Here is a 26764-nt window from a genome sequence, read left to right on the forward strand (position 1 = left end):
GTCGGGGTCAGGGGCGCAGGCGGGTCAGGGCCGCCGGGGGTAGGTGGCGGGCCAGGACGGCCAGGGCTGCGGTGACCTGGGCGAGGACCTGTTCGTCGGTGGTGGCGAGGGCACGGGTGAGGGCGTCCTCGATGCCGGCGGCGCGGACTTCGGCGACCCTGGCGGACGGGGTCGCGGCCGTGCGGACCAGGAGGCGGCGGCGGTCGGTGGGGTCCTGGGTCGTTTCGATCGAACCGGTTTCCTTGAGGCGGGCCACGGCGGTGGAGACCTGGCTTTGCGGGAGGCCGGTGCGGCGGGCGATCTCGCCGATGGCGCTGTCGGGGTGGGCGGCGATGTCGCTCAGGGCGATCAGGATCGGGCGCACGCTGCCGGCGTGAGGGGCGGTGCCGACCTTGGGGGCGGGGAGGGCGTCTTCGCCGATCTTCATGAGGGTGCGGCCGAGGAGGAAGAGGTCGACGGGGGTCATGGGAGATATTGAGGTGGGGGACGTCATGGGCAGATAGTACATCGGGAAAGATGTATCGATGTTGATGTATCTAATTTGATGGATTAGGTTGTGGTCATGGGTGGGTGGCGGATCGGTGCCGCCCGCGACGACTTTCCGGGGGAATTCTCGTGGCCGCGACTGCTGGTGCTGTTTTGTCCGTGCCGGGTACGGAGCTGTACTACGAAGTGCGGGGATCCGGGCCGCTGTTGCTGATCGGACAGAGCGGCGAGGGGGACGCCGGGCGCAGTGTGGACATGGTCGATCGGCTGGTGGCCGACCACACCGTGGTGACGTATGACCGGCGTGGGCTTTCCCGGAGTACGTTGGCCGATCCGGCGGCGCCGGTGAGCATCGGGGACCACGCCGACGACGTGGCGCGGTTGTTGGTCGAGGTCGCCGATGGGCCGGCGACGATGCTGGGGCTCAGCATGGGCGGGTTGATCGGGCTGCGGGTGGCGGCGACCCGGCCGGAGTTGCTGCACACGTTGATCGCCCACGAGCCGGTCGCGCCGTGGTTGCTCTCCGATGCGGAACGCGACGCGCATCGGGGTGAGTTGAGCGCGATCCGGGAGGTGCATGCGCGGGCCGGGATGGGCGGTGCGTTTCCTGCGATCACGGCTCACCTGGGCATCGAGCCGGGTGTGGAGGAGCGTGAACCGGATCTGACCGCGCAGCCGATGAGCGCGCGGCGGATGGCGAACTTCGATTTCTTCATCGGGCGGGAGTTTCCGGCGGTGGTGGAGGACGTGCTGTCGCCGGATCTGGTGCGCTCGTCGGCGACGCGCATCATCCCCGGGGTGGGGGCGACCACGCGGCCGCGGGTGTTCACGCGGCGGTGTGCGGTGGCGCTGGAGGGGGTCGTCGGGGTTGCGGCGGCGGTGTTTCCGGGTGGGCACAACGGCAATCTGACGCATCCGCGGGCGTTTGCGGCGGCGGTGCGGGGGGTGTTGGGGGGCGTGGCCGGCTGAGGTGGGTGGGTGAGGTGGCCGGCCGATGTGGGTGGGTCGGATCGGTGGGGCTGGGCTGGGGGAGGACCGCTGGGGCTGGTCTGGTGGGGCGGGCCGGTTGGGTTGGACTGGTGGGGCGGGCCGTTGGGTTGGGCCGGTGGGTCACTCGTATGTGGGATTTTCGGGGGTTCGTTCGGGGTGGGTCGGTGGGGCGGGTCAACCTTGCGCCATGGCCGACTCTCGGGTTGTGGCGCGATTCCTGGTGATGGCGTGTGTGTGCTTGCCGGTCGTCGGGGGCTGCGGTTCGGCGGGGGCCGAGGGGTGTGGGCGGCGGGCGGGCGTCGTGGTCGCGGCCGGTGGGGGTTCGGGCGGGGCGTGGTGTGGGGTGCGGGTCGGGTGGACGGGCGTCGGGTACGCGCCGGCGGGTGCGGGCGGTGGTCGGGGTCGGGATGACGGAGGGGTGGGGGTACGCGTCGAGGGCGTGGGTAAGCCGCCGACGAAACCGGCGCATCCGCGACCGCCGCGGCCGCCGGCGACCAAGCCCCCGAAGCCGCCTGCGCCGAAGCCGCCGGTGTTGGGGGTGGTGGGGGTGCGGCCGGTGATGACGACGCCGGCGGGGGCGAGGCCGTTGGAGTCGGGGCCGCTGGGGGCGGGGCCGCCGGGGGTGCGGCCGACTGCGTTGCAGGTGGGGTGGCGGGGGTGGGGGAGAGGTCGGTTGGCCGGTTGAGCGTGGGGGCTCGGTGGTGGGCGGGTTGCGGGTGGGTGGGGCGGTGGGGTGGTCGGTTTTCGGGGTTGTGGTCGGGTTCGTGTTCGCTTTGGGGATTGGGCTCGGGGTCCGAGGGCGGGATTTGGTGGGCCGGTGCTCTTGATGGATGTGGATGCCGTCCGGACTTGACGGCTAATGGTGTTAGCCGGATGATGGACGCAGGCGGCTAACATCGTTAGCCACAGGCGGGTGGAGGCGGCATGAGCACCATCGTGGGCACGGGAATCCGCGATTCGGCGGCGCTTCGGTGGACGCGGCGCGGCGCGTGGGGTGTACTGGCGCTGTTTTTGGCGGCGTTCGCGGTGTTCGAGAGCGTGAAGTATGGCTTCGCCACTTCTGCGGCGGCGTTGGTGTTCTTCGTACTGCCCGACCTGACCATGTTCGTCGGAGCCGGGGACGCGGTGCGGGACGGCACGCACGAGCGGGGTCGGCTGCAGGCGCGTGCGGTGCCGTTCTACAACGCGTTGCACCGGGCCTGGGTCCCGCTGATCGTGCTGGTCGGCTACTCCGTCGGGCCGATCGAGTGGCCGCCGCTGTTCACCGCCGGTCTCGGCTGGCTCACCCACATCGCGATGGACCGTGCCGCCGGGTACGGACTGCGCACTCCCGAAGGGTTCCGTAAGCATGTCTGACGTTTCGTACGTTTCCGCTCCTCCGGTCGGTGGTCGGGCGCGGGAGATCGTGGCCGCCGCGCGGGAACTCCTGGAGGGGGAGGGGCCGGAGGCGGTGTCGATGCGGCGGATCGCGGAGCGGATCGGGATCAAGGCGCCGTCGTTGTACAAGCACTTCGCGGACAAGTCCGCGGTGGAGAGCGCGTTGATCGCGCAGGCGATGGCGGAATTGGCGGAGACGCTGGAGGCCGCGGAGGCGGCGTCGGACGGGTCGGCGGCGGGGGGTTCGCGGCTGGAACGGATCACGGCGTTGACGGGGGCGTATCGGGCCTACGCGCTTGCGCATCCGGATTTGTATCGGTTGATGAGCGGGCAGCCGTTGGATCGCGCCGCGTTGCCGTCGGGGCTGGAGGAGCGGGCGGCGGCGCCGTTGATGCGGGCGGTGGGGGGCGATCACGACGCTGCGCGGGCCGTGTGGGGGTTTGCGCACGGGATGGTTTCGCTGGAGTTGGCGGGCCGGTTTCCGCCGGGGGCGGACCTCTCGGGGGCGTGGGCCAGAGGCTGCGGGGCCTTTGCGGGGTGAACCCGGGCCCGGCGGCTCCCACGCGCGAGGCGGGCGGGCCCTCCTTGGCCGCAAGCGCCGGCCGGGCTGACGGGGGTCTTGGCCGCTTGTGTGTTGCTTGGCTGGGGTGGCCTCAAACGCCGGCCGGGCTGAATGGGGTCGGCCGTTGTGGTGCATCGGCTTCAAGTGGCGGCCGGGCCGATGGGGCTCGTGGCCGGTTGTGCGTTGTTGGCTTGGGTGGCCTTGGGTTGGGGGCTTTCGACAGGGGGCTGGGTGGGGGGACCTTGGTGGATGTTGGGGGCCGGGGTTGTTGTCAGGGTTGGTTGGGGCAGGGGGAGGAGTTGGATTTTTTGGTGGGGCGGGGGGATGGGGAGTGGTAGACGAGGTTGTTTTCGGTCCAGGACTTGTATGTGCGTAGTGGGCGGCACTGGACCGGGCCCAGGGAGCGGCCCGTGGCTATTTCGAAGGTGGCCTTGTGGGCCGGGCAGGTGAGGTGTTCGTTGGTCAGGGTGCCTCTGGAGAGGATGGCGCCGGCGTGGGGGCAGCGGTCCTCGAAGACGTGGACCGTGTCGCCGTGGCGCAGGATCGCGACCGGGGGGCTGGTGCCGACTCGGGTCGGGACGCCTTCGGGGAGGCTCGCGAGCGGGCCCAGGCACACCGGTGGGCGCTCCCGGCGGAAGGGTGACATCGTGCCCCCGGGGTTGGCGGTATCGCCCCAGGTTAGGCAGTACGGCCTTGCTTCGCCAGTATGCGATCAAGGTCGCCGAGATCCGGTTGTGATCCGCGTGACCACGCGAAGTCTTTCTTCCCGCAAAGCTTCTGACGTACCGTCAGGTCAATGCCCCGGGGCTTCGGCTTCGCCATGCCCCGGCGACGTACCCCGGCCCCGGCTTCCCGCGCGGAGGACACGTGTCTGACCCGATCTACGACGCCACCACTCTCTGGGAGCTGGTGGAGCGCCGCGCGGCGGCGTCTCCCGATGTACCCATGCTGCTCGACCCGGAGGACCGCAGGGTCACCTTCGGTGGGTTCAAGGCGTGGGCCGAGCGCGTGGCCGCGGGCTTCCACGCGCTCGGCGTCACCGCCGGGACCCGTGTGACCTGGCAGTTGACCACGCGGATCGAGTCCATCGTGGTCTCGTTCGCGCTCGCCCGGCTCGGCGCGGTGCAGAACCCGATCATCCCGTTCTACCGGGAGAAGGAGGTCGGGTTCTGTCTGCGACAGACCGGGGCCGAGTTCTTCCTGTGTCCGCGCGAGTGGAAGGGCTTCGACTTCGTGGGCATGGGCGAGGCGCTGGCCAAGGAGCTGAGCCCGGCGCCGCGCGTCATGGTCGCCTACGACGAGCTGCCGGAGGGCGACCCGGCCGACCTGCCGCCCGCGCCGACCGACGGCGACGAGGTGCGCTGGCTCTACTACACCTCCGGGACCACGTCCGACCCGAAGGGCGTCCAGCACAGCGACTCGACCCTGCTCGCGGGCGGCAAGGGGCTGGCCGTCGCGCTGGACATGTCGCCGAGCGACATCGGCTCGATCGCGTTCCCGTACGCGCACATCGCGGGCCCGGACTACATCGTCACCGTGCTCGCCTCGGGCTTCCCGGCGGTGATCGTGGAGAACTTCGACCCGGCGGGCGTGGTGCCGGTGTACAAGCGGCTCGGCGTCACCATGGTCGGCGGCTCGACCGCGTTCTACGTCGCGTTCCTGAACGAGCAGCGCAAGCAGCCCGGCGAGAAGATCATCCCGACCCTGCGGATCGTCTCCGGCGGCGGTGCGCCCAAGCCGCCGGAGCTGGTCGGCGAGGTGCGCGACGAGATGCAGGCGATTCTGTGCCACGGGTACGGGATGACCGAGTCGCCGATGATCGCCCAGGGCGGACCGTACGACTCCGAGGACCAGCGCTCGTACACCGAGGGCAAGCCGGTCAGCGGCATCGAGGTGCGCATCGCGCGGGCGGACGGCTCCGTCGCGGACACCGGTGAGGAGGGTGAGGTCCGGCTGCGCGGGCCGATGGTGTTCAAGGGGTACACCGACCCCGCGCTGACCGCCGACGCGTTCGACGAGGACGGCTTTTTCCGCACCGGCGACCTGGGCCGACTGCGCGCCGACGGGCACCTCTCGCTCACCGGTCGACTCAAGGACGTGATCATCCGCAAGGGGGAGAACATCTCCGCGCGCGAGATCGAGGACCTGCTGTTCGCCCACCCGAAGGTCGCCGACGCGGCGGTGATCGGCCTGGTCGACCGCGAGCGCGGAGAGCGGGTCTGCGCCGTGGTGGAGCGCCAACCGGGTGAATCCGACCTGGAATTCGCCGAGATGGTCGGCTACCTGCGCGAGGCCGGGCTGATGACGCAGAAGATCCCGGAGCAATTGGAACTGGTCGACGCGCTGCCGCGGAACGAGACGCTGCGCAAGGTGTTGAAGTTCAAGTTGCGCGAGGAGTACGACAAGAAGCCGTGGACGCCCCGGCGCTGACCGCCGATTCGACCTTTCGGGCCACCCCGAACCGCTGCTGATGCCCCGTCACCGGATTGGTGACGGGGCATCAGGGGTCAGACCCAGGCGGCCAGTACGGCGTCGACCGTGGTGATCGTCGCGATCGCGTTGAAGGTGTTGGCGAGTACGGCCTCGGCGTATTCGGGGGGGAATCCGGCCACCGCCTCGCGCGGTACGACGAATTGGAATCCCGCGTTCACCGCGTCCATCGCGAAGTTGAGCATGCCGACGTTGAGCGAGACGCCGACGCCCACGACGGTACGCACGCCCAGGTTCCGCAGCACGGCGGCCAGTCCGGTGTCGGCCATCGGGCCGAGCCCGTGGTAGCGGGAAAGCACCAGGTCGGAGGGGTGGACGGTGATCCCGTCGGCCACCGCGGCGGCGTCCGAGCCGGGGGCCAGGAGTACCGGCGCCTTGGCCGCGGCGCCGAACATCCGGGCGTTGGTGTTGGCGCCCCGGCCGTCCGGGCGGCGCACCGCCAGGCAGTGCACGACCGGGACTCGGGCCCGGCGGGCGGCCTTGGCGAGCCGATCGACGGCCGGAATCAGCCCCCCGGTGTGCGCGGTCAGCGCGGGGAACACCGCCTGCGTGCCGATCACTCCGTTCTGGCATTCCTGGGTGATCAACGCGGTGTGTCCGGGGTCGATCAGTTCTTCGAGACGCAGGGCCATCCGTGATTCTCCTGACGTTGAGTCAGCTTGTGGTTCCCTCCGCCCAGAGATTACGCTAAATCTGACGGTCCATCAGATTTAGTGAGCGGGAGGGGCCGATGAGCACCAACCAGCCCGGGCAGGCTGCCACGCAGTCCGGAAACTCCTTCGGTGAACTGCCGAAGATCATCAGCGTCGATGACCATGTCATCGAGCCGGCACACCTGTTCGAGCGCTGGTTGCCGAAGAAGTACCACGAGCGCGGCCCGAAGCCGGTCACCACGGGCATCGGTCAGCTGGAGTACACCGGGGCGAGTTACAAGATCACCACCGATCCCAACGGCCCACCGGCCGACTGGTGGTTCTACGAGGATCTGCGCTTCCCGTACAAGCGCAACATCGCCGCCGTCGGCTTCAGCCGGGACGAGATGACCCTCGAAGGCATCACGCGCGGCGAGATGCGCCCCGGACTGTACGACCCGGCCGAGCGGCTGAAGGACATGGACGTCAACCATGTCGAGGCCTCGCTGTGCTTCCCGACCTTCCCGCGCTTCTGCGGCCAGACCTTCTCGGAGGCCGCGGACAAGGAGGTCGCGCTCGCGTGCGTACGCGCCTACAACGACTGGATGGTCGAGGAGTGGTGCGGCGACTCCGGCGGGCGGCTCATCCCGCTGATCATCATCCCGCTGTGGGACGTGCAGCTCGCCGTCGAGGAGATCAAGCGCAATCGGGCGCGCGGGGTCACCGCCGTGTGCTTCTCGGAGATCCCGGCCTTCCTCGGCCTGCCGAGCATCCACACCGGCTACTGGGACCCGTTCTTCGAGACCTGCGCCGACCTGGGCGTGACGATCAACATGCACATCGGCTCGTCCTCGACGATGCCGGCCGCCTCGCCGGACGCGCCCGCGGCGGTCCAGGCGTCGCTGAGCTTCAACAACGCGATGGCCTCGATGGCCGACTTCATCTTCGCCGGCATCCCGGCCCGGTTCCCGAAGATCAAGCTGGCCTACTCCGAGGGGCAGATGGGCTGGATCCCGTACGCCCTGGAGCGCATGGACGACGTGTGGCTGGAGCACCGGGCCTGGGCGGTCACCGGTGAGGTGCTGCCCGAGGCGCCGTCGTACTACTTCCGGCGGAACATGTTCGCCTGCTTCTTCCGGGACCGGCACGGGGTCAACTCGCTCGATGTGATCGGCGAGGACAACGTCACGTTCGAGACCGACTACCCGCACGTCGACTCCACGTGGCCGCACACGAAGAAGATCGCCGAGGAGCATCTGGCGGGGCTGGGGGCGGAGACCGTTTACAAGATCATCCGAGGTAATGCGATTCGGATGCTCGATCTCGATTTCGATCGGGATCGGGGTCGGGTGGGTGCGGCGGGGGCTTGAGGCACCTGATTGCCGCGGGGTGCTGCGGGTCGCTGCGGGCTGTTGCGCGCTGCTGCGGGTCGCTGCGGTCGCTTCGGGTCGGTGTGGTTCGACTCGACTCGATTCGGGTCGGGTCGGGTCGGGTCGGTTCTTCGGTACGGACGTGCCGCGTGGTCATGGCAGTGGCTCGCGGTGCGGTGGCAGGGGGCGGCTCGTCGACTTTCTCGGCGGGCCGCTTCCGAGGTATTCGACGTGGGTCGGTCCTCGGTACGGCGTCGGTCTTCTACACCAGAGGGGCCTGGAATGAGTGGGATCTGCGAGGGGCGCGTCGTCATCGTCACCGGTGCCGGCGGCGGCATCGGGCGCGAGCACGCGCTGGCATTCGCCCGCGAGGGTGCGCACGTGGTGGTCAACGACATCGGTGCCTCGCGCCAGGGCGACGGGCGTTCGCTCGGCCCGGCCCAGCAGGTCGTGGCCGACATCGAGGCGTTGGGCGGCAAGGCGGTGGTCAACGCGGACGACGTCGCCGACTGGGCGGGCGCGGAGCGCCTGGTGCAGACCGCCATCGACACGTTCGGCCGGCTGGACGTGGTGGTCAACAACGCGGGCTTCCTGCGTGACCGCATGCTCGTCTCGCTGGGCGAGGACGAGTTCGACGCGGTGATCCGGGTACACCTCAAGGGGCACTTCGCGGTGATGCGGCACGCCGGCGCGTACTGGCGGGCCCAGGCGAAGGCGGGCGTCGAGGTCGACGCGCGGCTGATCAACACCACGTCGGGTGCGGGGCTGATGGGCTCGGTCGGACAGGGCAACTACGCGGCGGCCAAGGCCGGGATCACCTGCCTGACCCAGATCGCCGCGGTGGAGATGGGCCGCTACGGGGTGACCGCCAACGCGATCGCGCCGGCCGCGCGCACCCGGATGACCGAGGAGGCCATGCCGGACCTGGTGCGCAAGCCCGAGGACGGCGGCTTCGACTTCTACGACCCGGCGAACGTGTCGCCGCTGGTGGTCTGGCTCGGCTCGACCCAGTCGCGGGAGGTGACGGGGCGGGTCTTCGAGGTCGAGGGGGACAAGGTCTCCGTCGCGACCGGATGGCAGCACGGTCCCGAGGCCACGGCGGGCCGGCGCTGGGAGCCGGCCGAGCTGGGGCCGGTGGTGGCGAAGCTGCTCGACGAGGCGCCGACGCCGACTCCGGTGTACGGGGCCTGAGTTCGGCGGGGCCGCTGCGGCGGGTTGCTTCCGGCGGGTTGCTTCGGTCGGGTCGCTGCGGTCGGACGCCTCGGTTCGGCCGTCTTCGTTCGCTTTTTCGTTTGCCCGTTCCCAGTTCGACAGGGAGTCGACGACCATGGACCTGCGGTACACCGAGGCCGAGGAGGGCTTTCGCGCGGAACTGCGCGCGTGGCTCGATCAGGCCATTCCGTTGCTGCCACCCAAGCCCGATCGCAACGACTGGCCCGGGCGGCGCGCCTACGACACGGCGTGGCAGCGGTTGTTGTTCGACGCCGGATACGCGGGCCTGCACTGGTCGGTGGAGGCCGGCGGCAAGGGCGCCACGCCCACCGAGCATCTGATCTTCCTGGAGGAGACCGAGCGGGCCGGCGCGCCCTACGTGGGGGCGAACTTCGTCGGCCTGCTGCACGCGGGGCCGACGATCGACGCGGCCGGCACCGACGAGCAGCGGCGGCGGTATCTGCCGGGGATCCTGCGCGGCGACGACGTGTGGTGCCAGGGCTTCTCCGAGCCGGGAGCGGGCAGCGACCTCGCCTCGCTGCGCACCCGGGCGGTGCGGGACGGCGACGACTACGTGGTCAACGGTTCGAAGATCTGGACGTCGCACGCCGAAGTGGCGGACTACTGCGAGATGTTGGTGCGCACCGACCCGGACGCGCCCAAGCACAAGGGCATTACCTGGCTGATCGTGCCGATGGACACGCCGGGGATCACCATCCGGCCGCTGGAAACGGTGATGGGGACCTCGGAGTTCGCCGAGGTGTTCTTCGACGACGTACGGGTGCCGGTGGCCAACCGGGTGGGTGAGGAGAACGACGGCTGGCGGGTCACCATGGTCACCCTGTCGTTCGAGCGCGGCACCGCGTTCGTCAGCGAAGTGGTGGCGTGTCAGCGGCTGTTGCACGAACTGGCGGCGCTGGCGAAGAAGGTGACGCGGCGTCAGGCCACCGCCTGGGACGACGTCGCGTTGCGTCGCGAACTGGGCCATCTGACCGCCGAGTTCGAGGCACTGTGGGCGCTGACCAAGTGGAACGTGTCCGAGGCGCAGCGGTCCGGGGTGCCCGGGGTCGGCGGCTCGGTGTTCAAGCTGCGGTTCTCCGAGACGAAGCAGAAGGTGTACGAACTCGCGCACCGGTTGCTCGGGCGGGCCGCCCTGGCCGTGGACGACGTCGCGGGGCTGCCGGGCGCGACGCTGATGGACGAGCGGCTGTCGTCGCTGTCGTACACGATCGCGGCGGGTACGTCGCAGATCCAGCGCAACATCGTGGGCGAGCGCATCCTCGGTCTGCCGAAGGAACGGTGAGCGGGGTCGTGGGATTTCGGCCGAGGCTGAGCGAGGAGGTGGTCGGGACATGGATTTCCAGCTGAGCGAGGACCAGCGCGATCTGCGGTCCGGGGTACGGGAGTTCTGCGAGGGCCGGTTCGATCGGGAGCGGATGCGGGCGCTGGTGGACACCGCGCCGGTGCCCGGCATGGTGGATCGTGCGCTGTGGCGGGAACTGGCCGAGACCGGGTTCTTTTCGCTGCGGATCGCCGAGGAGGCGGGCGGGGTCGGACTCGGGGTGGCCGAGGCGGCGCTGGTGTACGAGGAGGCCGGGCGGGCGTTGTTGCCCGGGCCGCTGGTGGCCACGCATCTGGCCGCGTCACTGCCGGGGCGGTTGGGTGAGGAGGCCGCTGCGGGTGACGTGGTGGTCGGGCTGATCGAGGGCGACTCGTGGCCGCTGCTGGTGGAGCATCTGGACGCGCTGGATTGTTTGTTGGTGCTGACGGACGAGGGCATCCGGCGGGTGGATCCGGCGTCGGTGCGGGGGGCGCCGGTCGCGCATCCGGTGGATCCGTTCACGCCGGTGACGGCGGTGGACGAGCTGCCGGCCGGCGAGGTGGTGGCCGATGCGCGGGTCGCGCAGGAGTGGCGGCGGGTCGGAGCGGTGCTCACGGCTGCGCTGCAGTTGGGCATTGCGGGGCGGCTCACCGAGTTGGCTACGCAGTATGCCAAGGAGCGTGAGCAGTTCGGTCGGGTGATCGGGGGGTTCCAGGCGGTCAAGCACCTGTGTGCGGACATGCTGGTGCGGACCGAGATCGCTCGGGCGGCGGTGTACGCGGCGGCGGTGACGTTGGATGACCCGGCGGTGGGGGATGTCGAGGTCGCGGTGTTGACGGCGAAGGTGATGGGGGACGACGCGGCTACGCGGAATGGAAAGGACGCCACGCAGGTGTATGGGGGGATGGGGTTCACCTGGGAGGTGGACGTGCATCTGTATGTGAAGCGGTCGTGGGTGCATGCGACGCAGTTCGGGGCGGCGGAGGAGAACGAAGCGGCATTGGCTGCGACTCTTTAGCGGTGGGGCCGGCGTTGGGTTTGGGTTGGGTTGGGTGGCCTCAAACGCCGGCCGGGCTGTGGGGGTTGGTGGGTGCGGGTGGCCGCGGGCTGTTAGGGCGGTTGGGTTGGGGTGTTTGGCCGGCGTTGGGCTTTGGTTGGGTTGGGTGGCCTCAAACGCCGGCCGGGCTGAATAGGGCTCGAGTGCCGGTCGGGCCGGGCCGCGGGGGCGTGTGTTTTGGCTGGGCTGGTTGGGCTCGAACGCCGGGCCGGTCGGTTGGGGGTTGTGCGGCGACTGGACCCGGTGGGATTTGAGGGTGTCGGCGGTGTGGTGGCCTGGTGGGTTGGTTGGGTTGGGTGGCCTCTAACGCCGGCCGGGCTGAATAGGCTCAAGTTCTGGTCGGGCTGATGGGGTTCATGTGCCGGCTGGGCTGGTGGGGTTTTGTGCGCCGGTCGGGGGATTGGGGTGTCATGGGGTTTTGGGGCGTTTGATTCGGACGATGTCGTGGTCGTGGTGGATGGTGTAGCCGGTGCCGGTTGGGTCGGTGAAGTGGGTACGGACGTAGTTTTCGAGGTCTCCGTGGGTGGGGCGGGTGGGTCGTTCGGCCAGGTCCGGGACGTTGGCCATGAACTCGGCTACCGCGAGGGTGTCCGGCAGGTTGTCGGCGTGGAAGCGGACCGGGAGGGTTTCCAGGGTGCAGGACTCGACCAGGTCCTCGTGGCCGGTTCCGAGTGCCTTTGCCGTCGGTGACAAGTCGAAGCGGATGTCGTAGAAGTGCCGTACCAGGCGCATGCATTCGTTGTCGGGGTTCTGTAGGACGAGGACCAGTTCGCCGCCCGGGCGGACCCAGTCGAGCAGCCGGCGCACCGTGGGCAGGTACTGCGACTCCGGCAGGAAATAGAACATGTGCGAGCACAGCGCGAAGTCGGCGAGGGCGGGCGGCGCGGCCGTCTCGACGGGGTCGCTCAGCACCTCCGCCTCCGGGTAGGTGAGGCGGAGGGCGTCGCGCATGTACTTGCTGGGTTCGATGGCGATGGTGCGCTCGAAGTGGCTGCCCAGGTACCGCGTGGTCGCCCCGGAGCCCGCCCCGATGTCGAGGAACACCGAGCGTTGGGGCAGCTGTTCGACCAGGGCGAGCAGGTGGGCGTGGGTGACGGCCTTTTCGTCCGATCCGGCGAGGAAGAGTTCGAAGGCTCGGCGGTAGTCGTCGGTGGTCACGTCGAGGACGCGGATCGGGTCGTCGGGCGAGTGGGCTTCGGACGAATGGGCTTCGGACGGTGGCAACGCCATCGGTTTGGCCTCCCGGTGTGGAACACCCGCTGATCGCTGTGTCGTTGCCGGTCGCTGTGTGTCCGGCGCGGACTACGCTACGGGATCTTCGCGCGGGTCCGCGGTCTTCGGGCGGCGACGGGTCGGCCACCAAAAGGCGCGGCCGGTGTCCAGGGCCAGTGCCGGGACCAGGATCGAGCGGACCAGGAAGGTGTCGATCAGTACGCCGAGGGCGACCAGGGCGCCGATCTGGATGAAGGCGACCTGGGGCGCGCCGGTGAGTGCGGCGAAGGTGGCGGCCAGGACCGCGCCGGCGCCGGTGATCACGCCGCCGGTGGCGGTCAGGCCGCTCAACACGGCCGATTCGTGGGCGTGGGTTCGGGCCTCCTCGCGGATGCGATGGATCAGGAAGATGTTGTAGTCGGCGCCCAGTGCGACCAGGAACAGGAAGCCGACCAGCATGATCTGTACGTCCATCGCCGGGAAGTCCAGGACGTGGCGAAAGAGTTGCCAACTCAGGCCGAGGGCGGCGAGGTAGGACAGCAGTACGGTCGCCATCAGGAGCAGCGGCGCGACCAGGGCGCGCAGGAGCAGAACCAGGATCAGGAATACGACGCCGACCACCAACGGGATGACCGTGCGCCGGTCGTGCGCCTGGGCCGCCGCCTTGTCCACGCCGGTTGCGGTGGGGCCGCCGACGAGGGCGTGGGCGTTCGGGACGGCGTGTACGGCGGCCTTGATCGCGGACAGCCGGTCGACGGCGGCGTCGCTGTCCGGGGGTACGTCCAGGACGGCTCGGATCTCGACCAGCGTGCCGTCGGTGGAGCGGAGCGGTGCGCCGGGTGTGCCGATGCCGGGGACCGCACGCAGGGTGTGGGTGACGGCGTCCGCCGACGCGGCGTCGGCGACGATGCGGACCGGGCGGCTCCGGCCCGCCGGGAAGTGCGCGGCCAGCAGCTCCTGCCCGGCGACGGAGTCGGGTTCGCCGACCACGGTGTGCGCGTTGTTTTGCAAAGAAGTTTTGCATGCCTGTGTGCTGGATGCGGGGTCGGGCGGAGGCGGAGCGGCCCGGGGGTCAGCCGGCTTTGTTCGGACCGGCGACAACCTGCTCGACCTGCTTCCGGACCAGTGCTTCGTCCGGGTGTTGTGGCGTGGTGCCGGTGAGGTTGACGCGCGTGATGCGGATCAGGGTGGTGCCCACACGTACCAGGACGATCGAGTGCACCCAGGCCTGCCCCGTGTCGGTGCGTGAGGTGGCCTCGAAGGCCAGGGTCTCGTCACCGAGGTGGGGAAAGTCGAAGGCCCGGTAGGTGAGAAGGCCGGACAAGCCGTCCTTCGTCACGTGCCGGTTCACGCATCGTGGAAGCAGGTCGCGGGCGGAGGGGATGACCTTTTTCGCCTCGTCGGCCGACAGGGAGGTCAGGCCGGAGCCGAGAATCGCGTATGCCTTGCCGCCGGGGGCAGGATCGTGGGTGATGATCGATGCCTTCGCGAGGACCTGATAGATCCCGGACGTCGGATTGCTCTGTGCGGCCAGCCGATCGCAGTCGTCCGACATGGCCGGCGGTTTGTCGTCGTCGCGGTCGGAGTCGACGTCGAGCTGCCAACCCTCCGGCATGTCCGTCTTCTTCAGCAGCACCCGCTTGAGCTCCGCCTTCGACAAGGCGCCGCCGGTGCCGGCGTCGGCCTCGGCCTCGGGTGCGCTCGGGCTCGGAACGGTCACGGTGCGCGGCTTCACGGAGGAGGCGTCGGCCAGCTCCTCGGCGGGACTCGCGCACGCCGTCACGGCGGCCAGGAGGGTGATCACGAGCGGGCCGACCATCCGGTGCGGGCGAACACGTACCAATGCACGAACCTTTGCGGGAGGTGGTGGGTGGGGTGCGGCCGGCTCAGTATGGCAGTCGTCGTTTGTGCTGATCAGGGCGGCGGTCCGTTGACAGTTCGCGGGGCCGGGGATATTCCTGACTGGTCGTCAGATCAGCTCGGCAGCTAGGGAGCCAGTCATGGAGCGCGACTTCGGGAGCCGGGCGGGGGCGGTCGTGGTCGTCGGGGCCGGGGGTGGGATCGGGGCCGCGATCTGCCGCATGTTCGCCGAGCGGGGGGCGGATCTGGCGGTCACCTATCGCAACGGCGCGGCGGCGACCGAGGCCGTCGCCGAGCAGGCCCGGGTCGAATACAAGCGGCGGGCTCGTGCGTGGCGGGTGGACCTGACCGACGCGGACGCGGTGGCGATGTTCGTGGCGGAGGCGGCGGCGGAGTTCGGCGGGGTACACACGGTGGTGTACGCGGCCGGGCCGCACGTACCGATGTTGCACCTGAGTCGGGTCACCCCGGCGCAGTACCGCGAGCAACTGGACGGCGACGCCGCGGCGTTCTTCAACCTGGTACACCCGTCGCTGCCGCACCTGCGCGCGGCGGGCAACGGCAGCCTGGTCGCGGTCACCACGGCGGCCACCAGCCGATTCCCGGTGCGGGACGGCCTGTCGTCCTGTACGAAGAGCGCGGTCGAGGCCATCGTGCGCGGCATCGCGGCCGAGGAGGGCCGCTTCGGGGTGCGTGCCAACTGCGTCGGACCCGGCATGCTCACGGACGGCATGGCCGCGCGGCTGATCGACAGCGGCGACCTCGACGACCGCGCACTCGACGTGGCCAGCCGCAACATCCCACTGCGACGCTTCGGGAGCGCGACGGACATCGCCGAGGCGGTCTGCTTCCTGGCCTCCGACCGCGCGGGCTTCATCAGCGGCCAGAAGCTGGACGTGGACGGCGGCTACGGCGTTTGACGACCGCGACCGGGCCGATGCGTGCGCGGAAGGGGCACGGTGGTCATCCCCGGCGCCGAGGAGCGCCGACGTGCGCGGATGTCGAGGCGCTGTCGGGGGGCGAGGCGTTGTCGGAGGGCGCGGCGCCGAGATTCAACGATGCGATCAACTGGGTGAGTTCGGCGCGGAAGAGCTTGTCCGGCGAATGTGTCTGCGCGCGCAGGTGGCCGTAGACCTCCAGGGCGACCAAGCCGTGCAGGTGTCCCCAGATCCGCAGCGCCAGGGCCACCCCGGCCGGCGGTAGCGCGGGGAACGCCGGGCGGACCTTGTCGAGCAGGCCGGGGTCGAAGTCGTCCCAGCCGAAGTCGCTGTCGCCATAGGCTCGTTCGGCGCCGTCCCAGGCTGTGTCCGCCAGCGCGGCGATGCCGACGCAGACCCGCCGGGCCGCGTCCGGCGCGGCGCCGCCGTCGGGGGCCCGATAGCCGGGGACGGGGTCGCCGTAGATCAGCCGGAAGCCCTCGGGGTTGGCCAGCGCCCAGTCGCGGAAGGCGTGCGCCCAGGCGCGGATCCGCTCCGCGGGGGCGTCCTGCGCGGAGGCGGCCCACGCGGCGTCGACGGCGTCGGCGAGCGCGGTGTAGACGTCCGCGATGAGCGCCGTGACCAGGTCGTCGCGGGTGGCGAAGTAGCCGTAGATGGCGTTGGCGGTCATGCCCATCTCGCGGGCGATCGCCCGCAGGGTGATTGCGTCGGGACCGCCCGAGCCCATCAACTCCAGCGCCGTGCGCTTGATTTCGGCGGTCGTCTCGACGCGCAGTCGCTCGCGTCGTCCGGTGCTTCGGGTGCCTGCCACGTGTTCACTGTACAGCGTCACTGCGCTGATTGCCGTGCATAAACTACACGGCGTATAGTTCTTGCACGGCGTGAGACGCGAGTCCGTCCGGCTTTGCGTCGTGCACCCGGCATGAACACGTGTTGAAACCAGGGGGAACCATGCATATCGGCGTTATCGGAGCCACCGGCACGATCGGCAGTCGGGTCGTCACCGAGGCTCTTCAGCGCGGACACCGCGTCACGGCGTTCAGCCGGGATGCCTCCGCGATCACCGACCCGCGGGAAAACCTCGACTGGGCGAGCGTCGACGTACTGGACGCCACGAGCATCGCCGCCGTCCTGCCGGGCCTGGACGTCCTGGTCAGCGGCTTCCAGCCCGGAAACGCGGCAAAGGACTTCGCGGACACCGTCGAGCGCTCGATCGCGGACCCGACCGTCTATGCGACCGCCGCCCGGGCCCTGCTCAAGGCCCTGGAGAGTTACACCCGCGTTCGACTGATCGTGATCGGTGGCGCCGGCAGCCTGGAGATCGAGCCGGGCGTCGTCCGCGCCGACCATGATGAGCTGATCCACGCATCGCTCGACGAACTCGGCCTGCCTCGCGGGTACGCCGCCGCCGTACGCGGCCACCGGGAGGCGCTGAACGTCCTGCGCGCCTCGAACCGGCGCTGGACCTACTTCAGCCCCGCCGAGCAGATCGGCCCCGGCGAGCGCACCGGCCGCTTCCGCATCGGCGGTGACCAGCCGGTGCTGGACGCCGACGGCCGGAGCCGGATCTCGGCGGAGGACGCGGCGGTCGCGCTGGTGGACGAGGCGGAGATGCCTCGTTTTGTCCAGCGGCGGTTCACTGTCGGCTACTGAGGCGATTGCCGAGTCGGTTCCTGCCGCAGGGTTCGTCCATCGGCGCCCGAGGCCACGGACTCCGAATTCCGGAGGTCCCTCGGCACCGTGGCCCACCAACGACGCGCCCCGCCACGCCGACTGTGTGGTCGGCGTGGCGGGGCGGCGGGCCGTTCGGGACGTGGTCGGTCGTTGACTTGCCCTGCGGTACTGCCGAACTCGGGTCAGGGCGCGGTGGGTTCCACCGGGATCCACAAGGCCGCGTCGGCTCGGGTGCCGTCTGCGGTGGGGCGGACGCGGAGGATTTCCGGGCCCGGGCGGCTGCGGTACGGGTTGGACGGGAACCACTGGGTGAAGATGTCGCGCCACAGGTATTGGAGGGCCTGCGGGTACGGGCCGGAGTTCTCGAAGACGGCCCAGGTGCCGGCCGGGACGGTGAGGGTGTCGAGGGTGTCGAGGGCGTCGGGGCCGTTGGCGTCGCCGGCGCTGTCGGGAACCTGATTGCTCGTCACGACGCCGTGGTAGTAGTCGAGTTCGGTTCCCTCGGCGCGGCTGGGGTCGAGGTTGTCGGTGACCGCGACGATCCCGTCCGGGTCCTGGTCGGAGAGGGCCTTGATGCGGGTGGTCGTCTCCCGGTCGATTGCCCCGACGAACTCGGCGATCGCCTGGTTCACGCCCTCGTGGACGAGCGGGACCCTGGCCCTCTTGCCGACCACGCGGAACGCGTCCTTGTGCACGATCCGATATTGCATGGTGCTGCTCCCATCGATGACGAGTCGGAAGGACATCCGCGGCTGTGCGCTGAGCACCGCACCGGTACGCCGGGCCTCGGCCGGACCCACGCCGTGCATGGCGCGGAACGCGCGGGCGAAGGCCTCGCCCGAGGAGTAGCCGTAGCGGACCGCGACCTCCAGCAGGGTGGGCTCGCCGGCCAGGACCTCGGCGGCTGCCAGGGTGAGCCGTCGGCGTCGGATGTACTCCGACAGCGGCATCCCGGCCAGCGCGGAGAACAGGCGGCGGAGGTGGTACTCCGACGTCATGGCGATCCGCGCCAACTCGGCTACGTCGAGATCCTGGTCGAGGTGCGACTCGATGTGGTCCAGGGCCTGGTTCAGCTGCTCCAGCACTGCGGGTTCCTTCTTCCCTTCTGTTCTGCCTTCTTCCTTGCATCGACAACGCTAGGGAGGGGGCGATGGGGCGGACCCGACATCCTGTGCCCGCCTCGGTCGGGTGGATGAGTGGTCGGGTGGGTGGGTGGCCCGGTGATGTCGTCGGCGCCTGGGAGGGTGGCCGTGCCGCGTGCGGTGCGGTGTGGTTCGGTCCGCGACGAGTTCGATGAGGTGTGCGATGCGGAAGATCGTGTACTGGCAGTCGGTGACCCTCGACGGGTTCATGGAGGGGCCGAATCGGGAGATCGATTGGAGTGCGGTCGACGACGAGTTGCACGAACACTTCAACGAGCGACTGCGGAAGATGAGCGCCTTTCTGCAGGGGCGGGTCGTGCACGAGTTGATGGCCGACTTCTGGCCGACGGCGGACGCCGGTCCGGAGAGCGTTGGGCCGATGCTGGAGTTCGCCGGGATCTGGCGGGACATGCCGAAGATCGTCTTCTCCCGGACCCGCGAGTGGACCGACTGGAACACCACGACCAAACGGGACGTGGTTCCCGAAGAGATCATGGCGCTCAAGGCGGAGCCGGGCGGCGACATGGTGGTGGGTGGTGCGGACCTGGCGGCCACGTTCCAGCGGTTGGGCCTGATCGACGAGTACACGGTGTACGTACACCCGGTGCTGATCGGCCGCGGGAAGCCGATGTTCCGGCCCACGGACGAGAAGACCGACCTGCGGCTGGTGGAGAGCCGGGTCTTCGGGAGCGGGGTTGCGCTGCTGCGCCATCAGGTCCGGTGAGGTGACGGGCGGCTCCGCCGGGGTCGAGCGGGCTACGTCGCCTTCCGCGACCGCGGGTCGTCCGGACGTCGAACCGTGAGCGGCGGCCGTCCGCCGCTGCGGATGTACGTCCATGCGGTGGCCGGAGGACGCTCGTTGCGGAGCGGCGTTGGGCAAACGATCATGGCGTTCATGGCGCAACCGAGGCAGATCATCGAATGTGGAGACTTCGTCCTGCGACGTTGGCGGGCGCAGGAGGACTTCGCCGCGGCGTTCACGTTGATCGATGAATCCGTGGACCACCTTCGCCCCTGGGAGCCGTGGGTGGCTCAGCACAGCGAGGAGTACACCCGCAAGCTGCTCGAACGGTTCGAGAAGGGCTGGGCGAACGGTGACGTGTACAACTACGCGATCACCCGGGACGGCACTCCCGTGGGCATGTGCCAGACCTACCGTGCGCCCGAACCGCAGGGCCGACGTATGGGTTACTGGCTGCACCCCGCCGCCACCGGCAAGGGCCTTGCCACGAGGGCGACCGCTGCGCTGGTCGAAGAGACGTTCACCCTGCCGGAGTTGGAGTACGTGGAGATCACGCACGATGTGGCCAACGCCGCGAGTGAGGCGATACCGCGGCGGCTGGGCTTCACCGAGATCCGGCGGGAACCGGGGACGCCGCCGGTGGCTCCGTCGGGGACCGGGATCGACGTGGTTTGGCGGTTGAACCGCCCGGTGGCGGGCGGCGAGGGCGCTGCGGGCGGCTGAACCGGCGAACTCTCGGTGGGTCGGCGGGGGTTGCGGTGTCATTGTCGGTGTCGCTTGCGGTTCGGGTTCGGCCGGGCTTTCGGGAGGTTCGGACGAAGGCTCACTACGGGGGGTTTGCGGTGCGGGAGCTGGATTCGGCGATTGTGCTCGTCACGGGTGTCATGGCGGCCGGGAAGTCCACGGTTGCCCAGCTGTTGGCCGAGCGGCTGCCGCGTTCCGTACATCTGCGCGGCGACACCTTCCGGCGGATGATCGTGTCCGGCCGGGAGGAGGTGACGCCGCGGCCGACCGCCGAGGCGACGGAGCAACTGCGGCTGCGGCACGGGGCTTCCGCGGCGGTCGCGGACATGTACGCCCGGGCCGGGTGGACCGTGGTCGTCCAGGACGTGGTGCTCGGCGAACACCTCACCGCGTTCGTGGACGCCGTGGCCACGCGGCCCCTGTACGTCGTCGTCCTCGCCCCGAGCCCGGAAGCGGTGACGGGGCGGGAGGCCGGCCGTGACAAGACCGGCTACGGCGGGCCCTGGACGGTGGACGCCCTCGACAGGGCCCTGCGCCGGGATACCCCACGGCTGGGGTTGTGGTTGGACACCTCCGATCTGACCCCCGACAGGACGGTCGACGGCATCCTCGCGGACTTGGCGACTGCTCGCGTCGCGGGTTGATCGGTGGCGTGACGGCGCGATGGCGTGACGGTGGCTGTCGTGGGCGACGGTGTGTTTCCGTGCAGGTGATGGGTGGTCAGGTTTCCGGGACGGATGTCGCGGGTGCGGCGAGGATTTCGCCGAGTGGGTGGCGTAGGGCGTTGCCGGTGATCAGGCGGTGGGGGATCGGGCCGGTGGCGACATCGCCGTTGGCGAGGATCGTCGGGTAAGTCGCGGGCAGGCGCGGCGGGTTGGGTCGGCCGATGCCGGATCGCCGGCGGTCGACGGCGATGTGGTCCGGGCGGACGCCGAGGAGGAGGAGTTCGGCTCGGGCGGCGCCGATGCGCTGGTCGGGGACGGTCTCCACGATGTCGACGCGCAGGGGGATGTGCAGGCCGAGCGCGGTGACGATGTTGGTGCGGGTACGGATGTGGCTGCCGGGCCGGTGGGTGATGGCCTCGTGTTGGACGGGGTCGTCGGAGTACCAGCGGGTGGCGAGGCGGACTCGTTCGTGGGTGAACAGGGTCCAGCGGCAGCGGGTTACGTGGATGAGATCGGTGACGACCTCGATGTCCGGGCGGGCCCGGATCGTATGGCACAGGACCTCGGTGAACGCGGGGTGGGCGGTGGGCTCGCCGCCGGCGAATCGCACCGAGTCGGCGCCGAGTTCGACCGCCTCGGTGATGATCCGACACCAGGTCTCCGGCGGCGTGAGGGCGTGGTCGACGGGGCATGGCGGTCGGCATGGGTTGGTGAGTTCGAGGGTGATGTGCGTGACGGTTCGTGTGGGGTCTCGTCGGGCGGGGGTGATGATCACGACGGGGGCTCCGGAGGGGATGGGTTTGCCGGGTCGGCGCGGAATCCGAGGCTCTGGGCTGCGGTTCGGATCGCGCTGCGGACTTCGGGCAGCGTGCAGGGGGCCTGTTCTTGGTCGAGGGGTGGGACGAGCCAGACGAGGGCGTCGGTGGGTTGGGAGTTCGGGCGGGGGATGGTGATCCAGCAGCCTCGACCGTGATGGCGGGGGCCGCACCCGCGCTCGCGTGGCGGCAGGGCGTCGGGGAGCGCGGGTGGGATGAGGAAGCCGAGGCGGCGGTATCGCCGGTCGAGGATGATCGGGCCCGGGGCGATGTGGCGGGCACGCAGGACGTCGAGGGCAGCCCGGCCGAGGGTTTCGCTCACCTCGATGACGTCGAAGGTCACGCCGGCGGCGACGAGGTAGGGGGCGTAGGGATTGCGGGCACGGGCTTCGTCGGCTTCCACCCATGGGGGCTTCAGCAGGTATTGCATGGCGAACCGCCTTTGGTGGTCCGGGGGTTGGGGCGCATTGGCATGGCCGTGGCATGCCGGGACGTGCCGGGACTGCCCTTCTCCCGCCAGGGGGAGTGAGCCCGATCCCGTGGGCGCGTTGTGCGTGAGTGGCCGGCGCCGGCCGGCTTGGTGCGCGGTCGCCGGCGGTTGTTGTCAGAAGAGGTGAACCTGCGTCGGATCCGGGCGGCGGGTCGTTGTTTCGCCTACGTGGATCCAGGCGGAGACGAGCTTGCCGACGGGTGTGCGGGTCCAGGTGAACCCGGCGGCGTCCGCACACACCATGGCCAACCCCCGGCCGCACTGGGCCTCCGCCGGGACGTCCGCGAGGTTCGAGAGGGATGGGCACGGCGAGGGGTAGTAGTCCCACACCGCGATGTCGAGCTTCCCGCCGTCGAGGGTCACTATCAGCGTGAACTCGGCCCGGGAGGCCCGCCCTTGAGCATGCCGAACCGCATTGGTGGCCAACTCACTGGCAATGAGCCGAGCCGCGTCGATGGCGTGTGCCGGGCATCCGATGGCAGTGCAGAAGCTCCGCACACGATGGCGCACGGCTCCTACGGATGGTTCGACGAGGGGGAAATCCTGTTTCAGGGCGTTGCGTTGCACGGCGGCTCCCGAGATCACGCCGGAGTGCGCAGGCGGTGGGCGTCGGAAGCAGTGGAACAACGAATCCGGGTGGGATGTGTCCCTTGCCCTGCCTTGGCACAGATCTTGATCACCACTCGGTCGTCTGTTGAACGCCTAGAGTGACCATGAATACTGTCGTCCGTTTCGTGAAACGCATCAACTTATTCGCGAAACACGATCGGGTGAATCGGTCGTGGATCGCTGCACGACGTAGGAGACTGTCCCGAGATCGAAGGAGGACGATGGGCTACGCAACAGACGATCAACTTGATCTCGCGTCGCTCCTCAGGGAGTTGCGCGTCGACTCCGGCTTGTCGTTGCGGGTCGCCGCACCCCGCGCCGACCTCTCGGCGCCGGTGCTGAGCCGGATCGAGAATGGTCAGCGACCGCCCGGGTCGATCGAGGAGATCGAGAAGCTGCTTGATGGCTACGGCACATCGGGCGAGCAGCGAGCCCGAGCGCTACAGCTGACACAGAACGTGCTGGCCGAACAGGAGCGCACCGAGCACTGGTCGGATGCGTACGTCGACCTGCTCCCCGCTGGTTACGTGGAATACATCAAGCTCGAAGACGAAGCCGAATCCGTCACGGAAGTTCAGATCAGCGGTCTGCCGGGCCTGCTCCAGACCGAGCGCTATGCCCGCTCGATTACGCAGCGCACGTATGCCGGGACAGCTGACCAGGTGGAAGATCTGGTCGCCGTGCGCCTCAAGCGCCAAGCACGTCTACGGGGTCGATCGCCATTGCTGCTGAATGCGATCTTTACGGAGGCGGCCCTTCGAACGCAGGCCGGCAGCCCACAGTTGATGCACCAGCAGATGCAGCATCTTGCGGCGGCTGCTCAATGGCCGACGATCAACGTGATCGTGATTCCGTTCGCCACTGCTGTTGACGCGGCTTTGGCGAGCACATTTACCTTGTTCGAGGGCGTTGGTGAGTCTCGTCCTGACCGTCCGGTACGAGCCGCGCTGTCGGAGGTGGGCGCCGTGGTCACACGTACGATCACCACGGACGACCTTTTCGTCGAACGGGCGCGGCGGGTGGTTCGACGCTTGCGACACGCAGGGTTGGACCCGGATCAATCGCGCAAGATGATTGACGATTATGTCGAGTATTGGGGAACGCGTGATTGACGAAGAGCAGTTGCTCACGTGGCCCAAGTCCACATACAGCAAGAACAATGGGGCCCGTGTCCATCCAGGTCGCGTCGGCGGCATCGGATTTTGCAACCCGAGGCTCCAAAGTCGTTGAGGGCCCGTGGTTGACTTCGCTGGAAGTCAGTGGACTGCTTTTCTGACCCATCTCAAGTAGGCCTGGAGGACAGAATGCCGGATGTGCGGTCACCTGCCTTGTTCTGGCGGAAGTCGTTGCGGAGCCAGCAGGATCACGCGTGTGTCGAGGCAGCGGCGGATGGCTCGGCGGCCTTCGCACGGGACTCGAAGCTTGCCGAAGGTCCGGAGTTGAGCTTCGGGCACGCCTCCTGGAGGTCTTTCCTCGATGCTATGAATTAGCGAGCAGCGGCTGGCAACAGCCGGGACGGCGTGCGCTCGGGTCGAGTCCGTCGGGGAGCCTTCCCGAGTGGGACAGGTGCTTCCGGCATGCGTTACGCCTTGGGTTGCGGGTCGCTGGTGCGGGGCTGGTCTGAGTCGGTGGTGGGCCGCCGGCGTGCGGGGCTGCGAGACCTGGGGTTTTCGGCGAGGCGGGTGTGTTGGTCAGCGGAAAAGCACCCGGCGGCGGCGGACAGGGAGGGCGGTCGGGTTGGGTTCGCCGGGCGTGCGTTCCCGAGTGGGCCGGGTTCTTCCGGCGTGCGTTGCGCTTGTGGTCGCGGGTGGCTGGTGCGGGGCCTGGTCAGAGTCGATGGTGGGCCGCCGCCGGCGTGCGGGGCTCTGAGACTTGGAGCTCCCGACGAGACGGGCGCGTTGGTCGGCGGAACACCGGCTGGCAGCGGCGGGCAGGGAGGGTGCTCGAGTTGAATCCGCCGGCGAGCCTTCCCGAGCGTGCCGGGTGTTATCGGCGTGCGTTGCGCTTGTGGTTGCGGGTGGCTGGTCCGGGGCGGGTCAGGGTCGATGGTGAGCCGCCGCCGGCGTGCGGGGCTCCGAGACCCGGGCTCCCGAGAAGACGGGCGCGTTGGTCGGCGAAAACGGGCTGGCAGCAGTGGGGAGGTAGACGGGTCGGGTCGAGTCCGCCAGGCCGCCTTCCCGAGTGGGCCGGGTGTTCTCGGCGCGCGTTGCGTCTTTGGGTGCGTGGGCTGGTGCGGGGCTGGTCAGAGTCGGTGGTGGGCCGCTGCCGGCGTGCGGGGCTCCGAGACTTCGAGGTCGCGACGAGACAGGTGTGTTGGTCGGCGAAAAAGCACCCGACGGCGGCGGGCAGGGGGGTGCTCGGGTTGGGTTCGCCGGGCGTGCGTTCCTGGGTGGGCCGGGTTCTTCCGGCGCGCGTCACGCCTTGGGCCGCCGATGGCCGGTGCGGGGCCGGCCAGAGCCAGTGATGGGCCACCGCCGGCGTGCGGGGCTCTGAGACCCGGGCTCCCGGCGAAGCGGGTATGTTGCTCGGCGGAAAACCGGCCGGCAGCGGCGGGGAGGGAGGGCGCTCGGGTCGAGTCCTCCGGAGAGCCTTCCCGAGTGGGCCGGGCAGGGATATTTCGAGGTGCGGTGTTTGTGGGGGCGGGAGTTCACCAAACCGGACGGCGTGGGGTGCCGTGGCCTCGACGTGAGGGAAAACCGCAGGTCAGTGCGAAGGAGGGGCGTTTGAGGCGCTTCGGGATCCGGTTTGGGCGCCCACTGGGCACTTTCGGTCTCCTCAACGGCCTCTGCGTGGTCGCAGCGCTCGAAGTCGGCGGCGACTGGGCGCTTTTGGTCTCTACAGCGGCGTTGAGGGTGTCGGAGAGCACGAAACCGGCACTCGACGCCCGACTTTCCGCCCCGACTCCGCAAAACCGCAAGTCACCGAAGCTCGAAGCCCACAACCACCCATCGCGATCCGGTTTCGAATCCCAATTCCCCTCTAAACGCGCCCGGAGCACCCGACCCACCCGGGAACGCATGCCCGGCGAACCCGACCCGAGCGCCCTCCCTGCCCGCCGCAGCAGGCCGCTTTTCCGCCGAGCAACACGCCCGCCTCGTCGGGAACCCCACGTCTCGGAGCCCGCACGCCGGCGGCGGCCCACCATCGACCCGGACCAGCCCCGCACCAGCCACCCGCAACCCAAGGCGCAATGCGCGCCGGAAGCACCCGGCCCACTCGGGAACGCACGCCCGGCGAACCCAACCCGAGCACCCACGCCGCCCGCCGCCGCCGGGTGCTTTTACGCCGATCAACACACCCGCCTCGTCAAAAGCCCCCAGTCTCGGAGCCCGCACGCCGGCGGCGGCCCACCATCGACCCGGACCAACCCCGCACCAGCCGCCCGCAGCCAAAGGCGCAACGCCCGCCGGGAACGCCCGACCCCCTCGGGAAGGCTCGCCAGAGGGCTCGACTCGACTACCACCACCACCCTGCCCGCGCTGCCCACCGGGTTGAGCCCGTCTCGATGCGGGCGGGCGGACGGGCCCGGCGGGTGATGCGTGCTGGGGCGACCTCCGTGTGCCGGTGCCGCAAGCGGTAGAACGCGCAGGTCGTAGGCTCAACGCGCGCGTAGTCGACGCGCGTTGCCTTCGTGGAGGAATCGTTGCGCCTGTTCATGGTGCCCGTCGTGGGTGCCGTTGCGTTGGTCGTTGCCGGGTGTGCCGCCGAGAAGGCCCCGTCGGTTCGGGGCACGGCGGCTCCGAGTGTGGCCGCCGAGGTCGTCCCCGCCGCGGGGCAGACCGCGTCGTCCGTCGACGTGACTCGGATCGTGCGTACCGGGATCGAGCGGGTGCGCTCGGCCTCGTCGCTGCACATGGTCAAGTCCGCCGAGAGCGACCAGGGTTCGCCGACCGTGATGGACCTGCGGATGGTCACGGGCAAGGGCAATCGCACCAGCCTCCGGGAGGGCGACTTCGCGATCGAGGAGATCGTGATCGGTACGGACCTGTTCAGCCGTAGGGGCTACGGTCCGTGGGAGCGCTACGCCGTGGATCCCGAGCACCCGTCTATGTCGAGTGGGGAGGTCGCCGCGATACCGACCTTTGCCCAGTCGCTCTACGAACAGGCCGCCCACCCGGAGGTATTGACGATCGTGGAGCCCGTCAAGATCGATGGTGTGCGCTGCTTCGGCGTGCAAAGCGGCACGCTGATCGCCTATTTCACACCGGGTGACGGCGGATACCTCCGCCGCTGGACGCAGCGCACCCCGATCACCCACCTGACCACCGACATCACCGAGCTCGACAAGCCGATCGACCTGAAGCCCCCGACCGTCCGATAGGCGTATGCGGCATGGGCGTTCGCGCGGCGCGACGGACAAGCCCCGCGCGATGGTT

General features: G+C 69.6%; 27 protein-coding genes. 16 read left to right on the forward strand and 11 right to left on the reverse strand.

Annotated elements, in window-relative coordinates; all coding sequences use genetic code 11:
- Nucleotides 1-7: 7 nt before the first annotated feature.
- Complete coding sequence (locus ACWGR4_RS11335) at nt 8-466, reverse strand: MarR family transcriptional regulator (protein WP_452132026.1); 459 nt, start codon at nt 464-466, stop codon at nt 8-10.
- Nucleotides 467-645: 179 nt separating this feature from the next.
- On the opposite strand from ACWGR4_RS11335, the gene ACWGR4_RS11340 reads away from it, so the two are divergent.
- From ACWGR4_RS11340 to ACWGR4_RS11350, 3 genes are all read left to right on the forward strand, one after another.
- A complete protein-coding gene (locus ACWGR4_RS11340; RefSeq protein ID WP_452132027.1) occupies nt 646-1455 on the forward strand; it encodes an alpha/beta fold hydrolase in 810 nt (269 codons plus the stop codon).
- Nucleotides 1456-2400: 945 nt separating this feature from the next.
- On the forward strand, nt 2401-2832 hold the full coding sequence (locus ACWGR4_RS11345; RefSeq protein WP_452132028.1) for a DUF4260 family protein: 432 nt from the start codon (nt 2401-2403) through the stop codon (nt 2830-2832).
- Entirely contained in the window at nt 2825-3394 is a 570-nt protein-coding gene (locus ACWGR4_RS11350; protein WP_452132029.1) for a TetR/AcrR family transcriptional regulator, read from the forward strand. Before ACWGR4_RS11345 ends, ACWGR4_RS11350 begins: the two co-directional genes overlap by 8 nt.
- A 292-nt stretch (nt 3395-3686) precedes the next feature.
- Here the strand turns inward: ACWGR4_RS11350 and ACWGR4_RS11355 are convergent, their stop codons facing one another.
- Nucleotides 3687-4061, reverse strand: coding sequence for a Rieske (2Fe-2S) protein (locus ACWGR4_RS11355; RefSeq protein ID WP_379999155.1), 375 nt, complete (start codon nt 4059-4061; stop codon nt 3687-3689).
- Between the two features lie 221 nt (nt 4062-4282).
- Here ACWGR4_RS11355 and ACWGR4_RS11360 point away from each other — a divergent pair, with 221 nt between their 5' ends.
- Complete coding sequence (locus ACWGR4_RS11360) at nt 4283-5845, forward strand: class I adenylate-forming enzyme family protein (RefSeq protein ID WP_452132030.1); 1563 nt, start codon at nt 4283-4285, stop codon at nt 5843-5845.
- A 77-nt stretch (nt 5846-5922) separates the two neighbouring features.
- Here the strand turns inward: ACWGR4_RS11360 and ACWGR4_RS11365 are convergent, their stop codons facing one another.
- Nucleotides 5923-6537 (reverse strand): isochorismatase family protein, encoded by a 615-nt coding sequence (locus tag ACWGR4_RS11365; RefSeq protein ID WP_452132031.1) that lies wholly within the window; start codon nt 6535-6537, stop codon nt 5923-5925.
- A gap of 98 nt (nt 6538-6635) precedes the next feature.
- Here ACWGR4_RS11365 and ACWGR4_RS11370 point away from each other — a divergent pair, with 98 nt between their 5' ends.
- The 4 genes from ACWGR4_RS11370 to ACWGR4_RS11385 all read left to right on the forward strand — a co-directional run bounded on the left by ACWGR4_RS11370 (nt 6636) and on the right by ACWGR4_RS11385 (nt 11458).
- Nucleotides 6636-7907, forward strand: a complete 1272-nt coding sequence (locus ACWGR4_RS11370; RefSeq protein WP_379999161.1) for an amidohydrolase family protein — start codon at nt 6636-6638, stop codon at nt 7905-7907.
- Between the two features lie 282 nt (nt 7908-8189).
- Entirely contained in the window at nt 8190-9098 is a 909-nt protein-coding gene (locus ACWGR4_RS11375) for an SDR family oxidoreductase (protein ID WP_379999163.1), read from the forward strand.
- Between the two features lie 136 nt (nt 9099-9234).
- Complete coding sequence (locus tag ACWGR4_RS11380; RefSeq protein WP_452132032.1) at nt 9235-10422, forward strand: acyl-CoA dehydrogenase; 1188 nt, start codon at nt 9235-9237, stop codon at nt 10420-10422.
- Between the two features lie 49 nt (nt 10423-10471).
- A complete protein-coding gene (locus tag ACWGR4_RS11385; protein ID WP_452132033.1) occupies nt 10472-11458 on the forward strand; it encodes an acyl-CoA dehydrogenase family protein in 987 nt (328 codons plus the stop codon).
- 447 nt (nt 11459-11905) lie between these two features.
- On the opposite strand, the gene ACWGR4_RS11390 is transcribed toward ACWGR4_RS11385, so the two are convergent.
- From ACWGR4_RS11390 to ACWGR4_RS11400, 3 genes are all read right to left on the reverse strand, one after another.
- Nucleotides 11906-12727, reverse strand: a complete 822-nt coding sequence (locus ACWGR4_RS11390; RefSeq protein WP_452132034.1) for a class I SAM-dependent methyltransferase — start codon at nt 12725-12727, stop codon at nt 11906-11908.
- A 72-nt stretch (nt 12728-12799) separates the two neighbouring features.
- Nucleotides 12800-13720, reverse strand: coding sequence for an MMPL family transporter (locus ACWGR4_RS11395; protein ID WP_452132035.1), 921 nt, complete (start codon nt 13718-13720; stop codon nt 12800-12802).
- A 61-nt stretch (nt 13721-13781) separates the two neighbouring features.
- Entirely contained in the window at nt 13782-14552 is a 771-nt protein-coding gene (locus ACWGR4_RS11400) for a hypothetical protein (protein ID WP_452132036.1), read from the reverse strand.
- Nucleotides 14553-14709: 157 nt separating this feature from the next.
- Between ACWGR4_RS11400 and ACWGR4_RS11405 the strand changes: the two genes are divergently transcribed.
- Nucleotides 14710-15489, forward strand: coding sequence for an SDR family NAD(P)-dependent oxidoreductase (locus ACWGR4_RS11405; RefSeq protein ID WP_452132037.1), 780 nt, complete (start codon nt 14710-14712; stop codon nt 15487-15489).
- 43 nt (nt 15490-15532) lie between these two features.
- Here ACWGR4_RS11405 and ACWGR4_RS11410 read toward each other — a convergent pair whose 3' ends face one another.
- Nucleotides 15533-16318 (reverse strand): TetR/AcrR family transcriptional regulator, encoded by a 786-nt coding sequence (locus tag ACWGR4_RS11410; RefSeq protein WP_452132038.1) that lies wholly within the window; start codon nt 16316-16318, stop codon nt 15533-15535.
- Between the two features lie 140 nt (nt 16319-16458).
- Between ACWGR4_RS11410 and ACWGR4_RS11415 the strand changes: the two genes are divergently transcribed.
- Complete coding sequence (locus ACWGR4_RS11415; RefSeq protein ID WP_452132039.1) at nt 16459-17160, forward strand: NAD(P)-dependent oxidoreductase; 702 nt, start codon at nt 16459-16461, stop codon at nt 17158-17160.
- Nucleotides 17161-17363: 203 nt separating this feature from the next.
- Here ACWGR4_RS11415 and ACWGR4_RS11420 read toward each other — a convergent pair whose 3' ends face one another.
- Nucleotides 17364-18266, reverse strand: a complete 903-nt coding sequence (locus ACWGR4_RS11420) for an AraC family transcriptional regulator (RefSeq protein WP_452130993.1) — start codon at nt 18264-18266, stop codon at nt 17364-17366.
- Nucleotides 18267-18486: 220 nt separating this feature from the next.
- Here ACWGR4_RS11420 and ACWGR4_RS11425 point away from each other — a divergent pair, with 220 nt between their 5' ends.
- The 3 genes from ACWGR4_RS11425 (at nt 18487) to ACWGR4_RS11435 (ending at nt 20453) form a co-directional block, all read left to right on the forward strand.
- Nucleotides 18487-19047 carry a dihydrofolate reductase family protein gene (locus ACWGR4_RS11425; protein ID WP_452130992.1) on the forward strand — a complete coding sequence of 187 codons (561 nt, stop codon included), beginning with the start codon at nt 18487-18489 and terminating at the stop codon, nt 19045-19047.
- Between the two features lie 171 nt (nt 19048-19218).
- Nucleotides 19219-19788: a GNAT family N-acetyltransferase gene (locus tag ACWGR4_RS11430; RefSeq protein WP_452130991.1), complete on the forward strand. Its 570-nt coding sequence runs from the start codon at nt 19219-19221 to the stop codon at nt 19786-19788.
- Between the two features lie 119 nt (nt 19789-19907).
- Nucleotides 19908-20453, forward strand: coding sequence for an AAA family ATPase (locus ACWGR4_RS11435; protein ID WP_379999189.1), 546 nt, complete (start codon nt 19908-19910; stop codon nt 20451-20453).
- Between the two features lie 76 nt (nt 20454-20529).
- Here the strand turns inward: ACWGR4_RS11435 and ACWGR4_RS11440 are convergent, their stop codons facing one another.
- The 3 genes from ACWGR4_RS11440 to ACWGR4_RS11450 all read right to left on the reverse strand — a co-directional run bounded on the left by ACWGR4_RS11440 (nt 20530) and on the right by ACWGR4_RS11450 (nt 22289).
- Nucleotides 20530-21249 carry a radical SAM protein gene (locus ACWGR4_RS11440; RefSeq protein WP_452130990.1) on the reverse strand — a complete coding sequence of 240 codons (720 nt, stop codon included), beginning with the start codon at nt 21247-21249 and terminating at the stop codon, nt 20530-20532.
- Nucleotides 21246-21719, reverse strand: coding sequence for a hypothetical protein (locus ACWGR4_RS11445; protein ID WP_452130989.1), 474 nt, complete (start codon nt 21717-21719; stop codon nt 21246-21248). The genes ACWGR4_RS11440 and ACWGR4_RS11445 overlap by 4 nt, the downstream gene beginning before the upstream one ends.
- Before the next feature lie 174 nt (nt 21720-21893).
- On the reverse strand, nt 21894-22289 hold the full coding sequence (locus tag ACWGR4_RS11450) for an ATP-binding protein (protein ID WP_452130988.1): 396 nt from the start codon (nt 22287-22289) through the stop codon (nt 21894-21896).
- 320 nt (nt 22290-22609) lie between these two features.
- On the opposite strand from ACWGR4_RS11450, the gene ACWGR4_RS11455 reads away from it, so the two are divergent.
- The 3 genes from ACWGR4_RS11455 (at nt 22610) to ACWGR4_RS11465 (ending at nt 26709) form a co-directional block, all read left to right on the forward strand.
- Nucleotides 22610-23500 carry a helix-turn-helix domain-containing protein gene (locus ACWGR4_RS11455; protein WP_452130987.1) on the forward strand — a complete coding sequence of 297 codons (891 nt, stop codon included), beginning with the start codon at nt 22610-22612 and terminating at the stop codon, nt 23498-23500.
- 192 nt (nt 23501-23692) lie between these two features.
- Nucleotides 23693-23878, forward strand: a complete 186-nt coding sequence (locus tag ACWGR4_RS11460; protein WP_452130986.1) for a DUF397 domain-containing protein — start codon at nt 23693-23695, stop codon at nt 23876-23878.
- A 2141-nt stretch (nt 23879-26019) separates the two neighbouring features.
- The gene (locus ACWGR4_RS11465) at nt 26020-26709 is read left to right on the forward strand and encodes a hypothetical protein (protein WP_452130985.1); all 690 of its coding nucleotides are present in this window, start codon (nt 26020-26022) and stop codon (nt 26707-26709) included.
- Nucleotides 26710-26764: the final 55 nt, after the last annotated feature.

The sequence above is a fragment of the Embleya sp. NPDC055664 genome, from assembly GCF_053618075.1.

Bases quoted from the DNA above. Each gene is read 5' to 3' on its own strand.
- ACWGR4_RS11335 (WP_452132026.1), bottom strand. From the start codon at position 466: ATGACCCCCGTCGACCTCTTCCTCCTCGGCCGCACCCTCATGAAGATC.
- ACWGR4_RS11345 (WP_452132028.1), top strand. From the start codon at position 2,401: ATGAGCACCATCGTGGGCACGGGAATCCGCGATTCGGCGGCGCTTCGG.
- ACWGR4_RS11350 (WP_452132029.1), top strand. From the start codon at position 2,825: ATGTCTGACGTTTCGTACGTTTCCGCTCCTCCGGTCGGTGGTCGGGCG.
- ACWGR4_RS11355 (WP_379999155.1), bottom strand. From the start codon at position 4,061: ATGTCACCCTTCCGCCGGGAGCGCCCACCGGTGTGCCTGGGCCCGCTC.
- ACWGR4_RS11365 (WP_452132031.1), bottom strand. From the start codon at position 6,537: ATGGCCCTGCGTCTCGAAGAACTGATCGACCCCGGACACACCGCGTTG.
- ACWGR4_RS11370 (WP_379999161.1), top strand. From the start codon at position 6,636: ATGAGCACCAACCAGCCCGGGCAGGCTGCCACGCAGTCCGGAAACTCC.
- ACWGR4_RS11375 (WP_379999163.1), top strand. From the start codon at position 8,190: ATGAGTGGGATCTGCGAGGGGCGCGTCGTCATCGTCACCGGTGCCGGC.
- ACWGR4_RS11380 (WP_452132032.1), top strand. From the start codon at position 9,235: ATGGACCTGCGGTACACCGAGGCCGAGGAGGGCTTTCGCGCGGAACTG.
- ACWGR4_RS11385 (WP_452132033.1), top strand. From the start codon at position 10,472: ATGGATTTCCAGCTGAGCGAGGACCAGCGCGATCTGCGGTCCGGGGTA.
- ACWGR4_RS11390 (WP_452132034.1), bottom strand. From the start codon at position 12,727: ATGGCGTTGCCACCGTCCGAAGCCCATTCGTCCGAAGCCCACTCGCCC.
- ACWGR4_RS11405 (WP_452132037.1), top strand. From the start codon at position 14,710: ATGGAGCGCGACTTCGGGAGCCGGGCGGGGGCGGTCGTGGTCGTCGGG.
- ACWGR4_RS11415 (WP_452132039.1), top strand. From the start codon at position 16,459: ATGCATATCGGCGTTATCGGAGCCACCGGCACGATCGGCAGTCGGGTC.
- ACWGR4_RS11425 (WP_452130992.1), top strand. From the start codon at position 18,487: ATGCGGAAGATCGTGTACTGGCAGTCGGTGACCCTCGACGGGTTCATG.
- ACWGR4_RS11430 (WP_452130991.1), top strand. From the start codon at position 19,219: ATGGCGCAACCGAGGCAGATCATCGAATGTGGAGACTTCGTCCTGCGA.
- ACWGR4_RS11445 (WP_452130989.1), bottom strand. From the start codon at position 21,719: ATGCAATACCTGCTGAAGCCCCCATGGGTGGAAGCCGACGAAGCCCGT.
- ACWGR4_RS11455 (WP_452130987.1), top strand. From the start codon at position 22,610: ATGGGCTACGCAACAGACGATCAACTTGATCTCGCGTCGCTCCTCAGG.
- ACWGR4_RS11460 (WP_452130986.1), top strand. From the start codon at position 23,693: ATGCCGGATGTGCGGTCACCTGCCTTGTTCTGGCGGAAGTCGTTGCGG.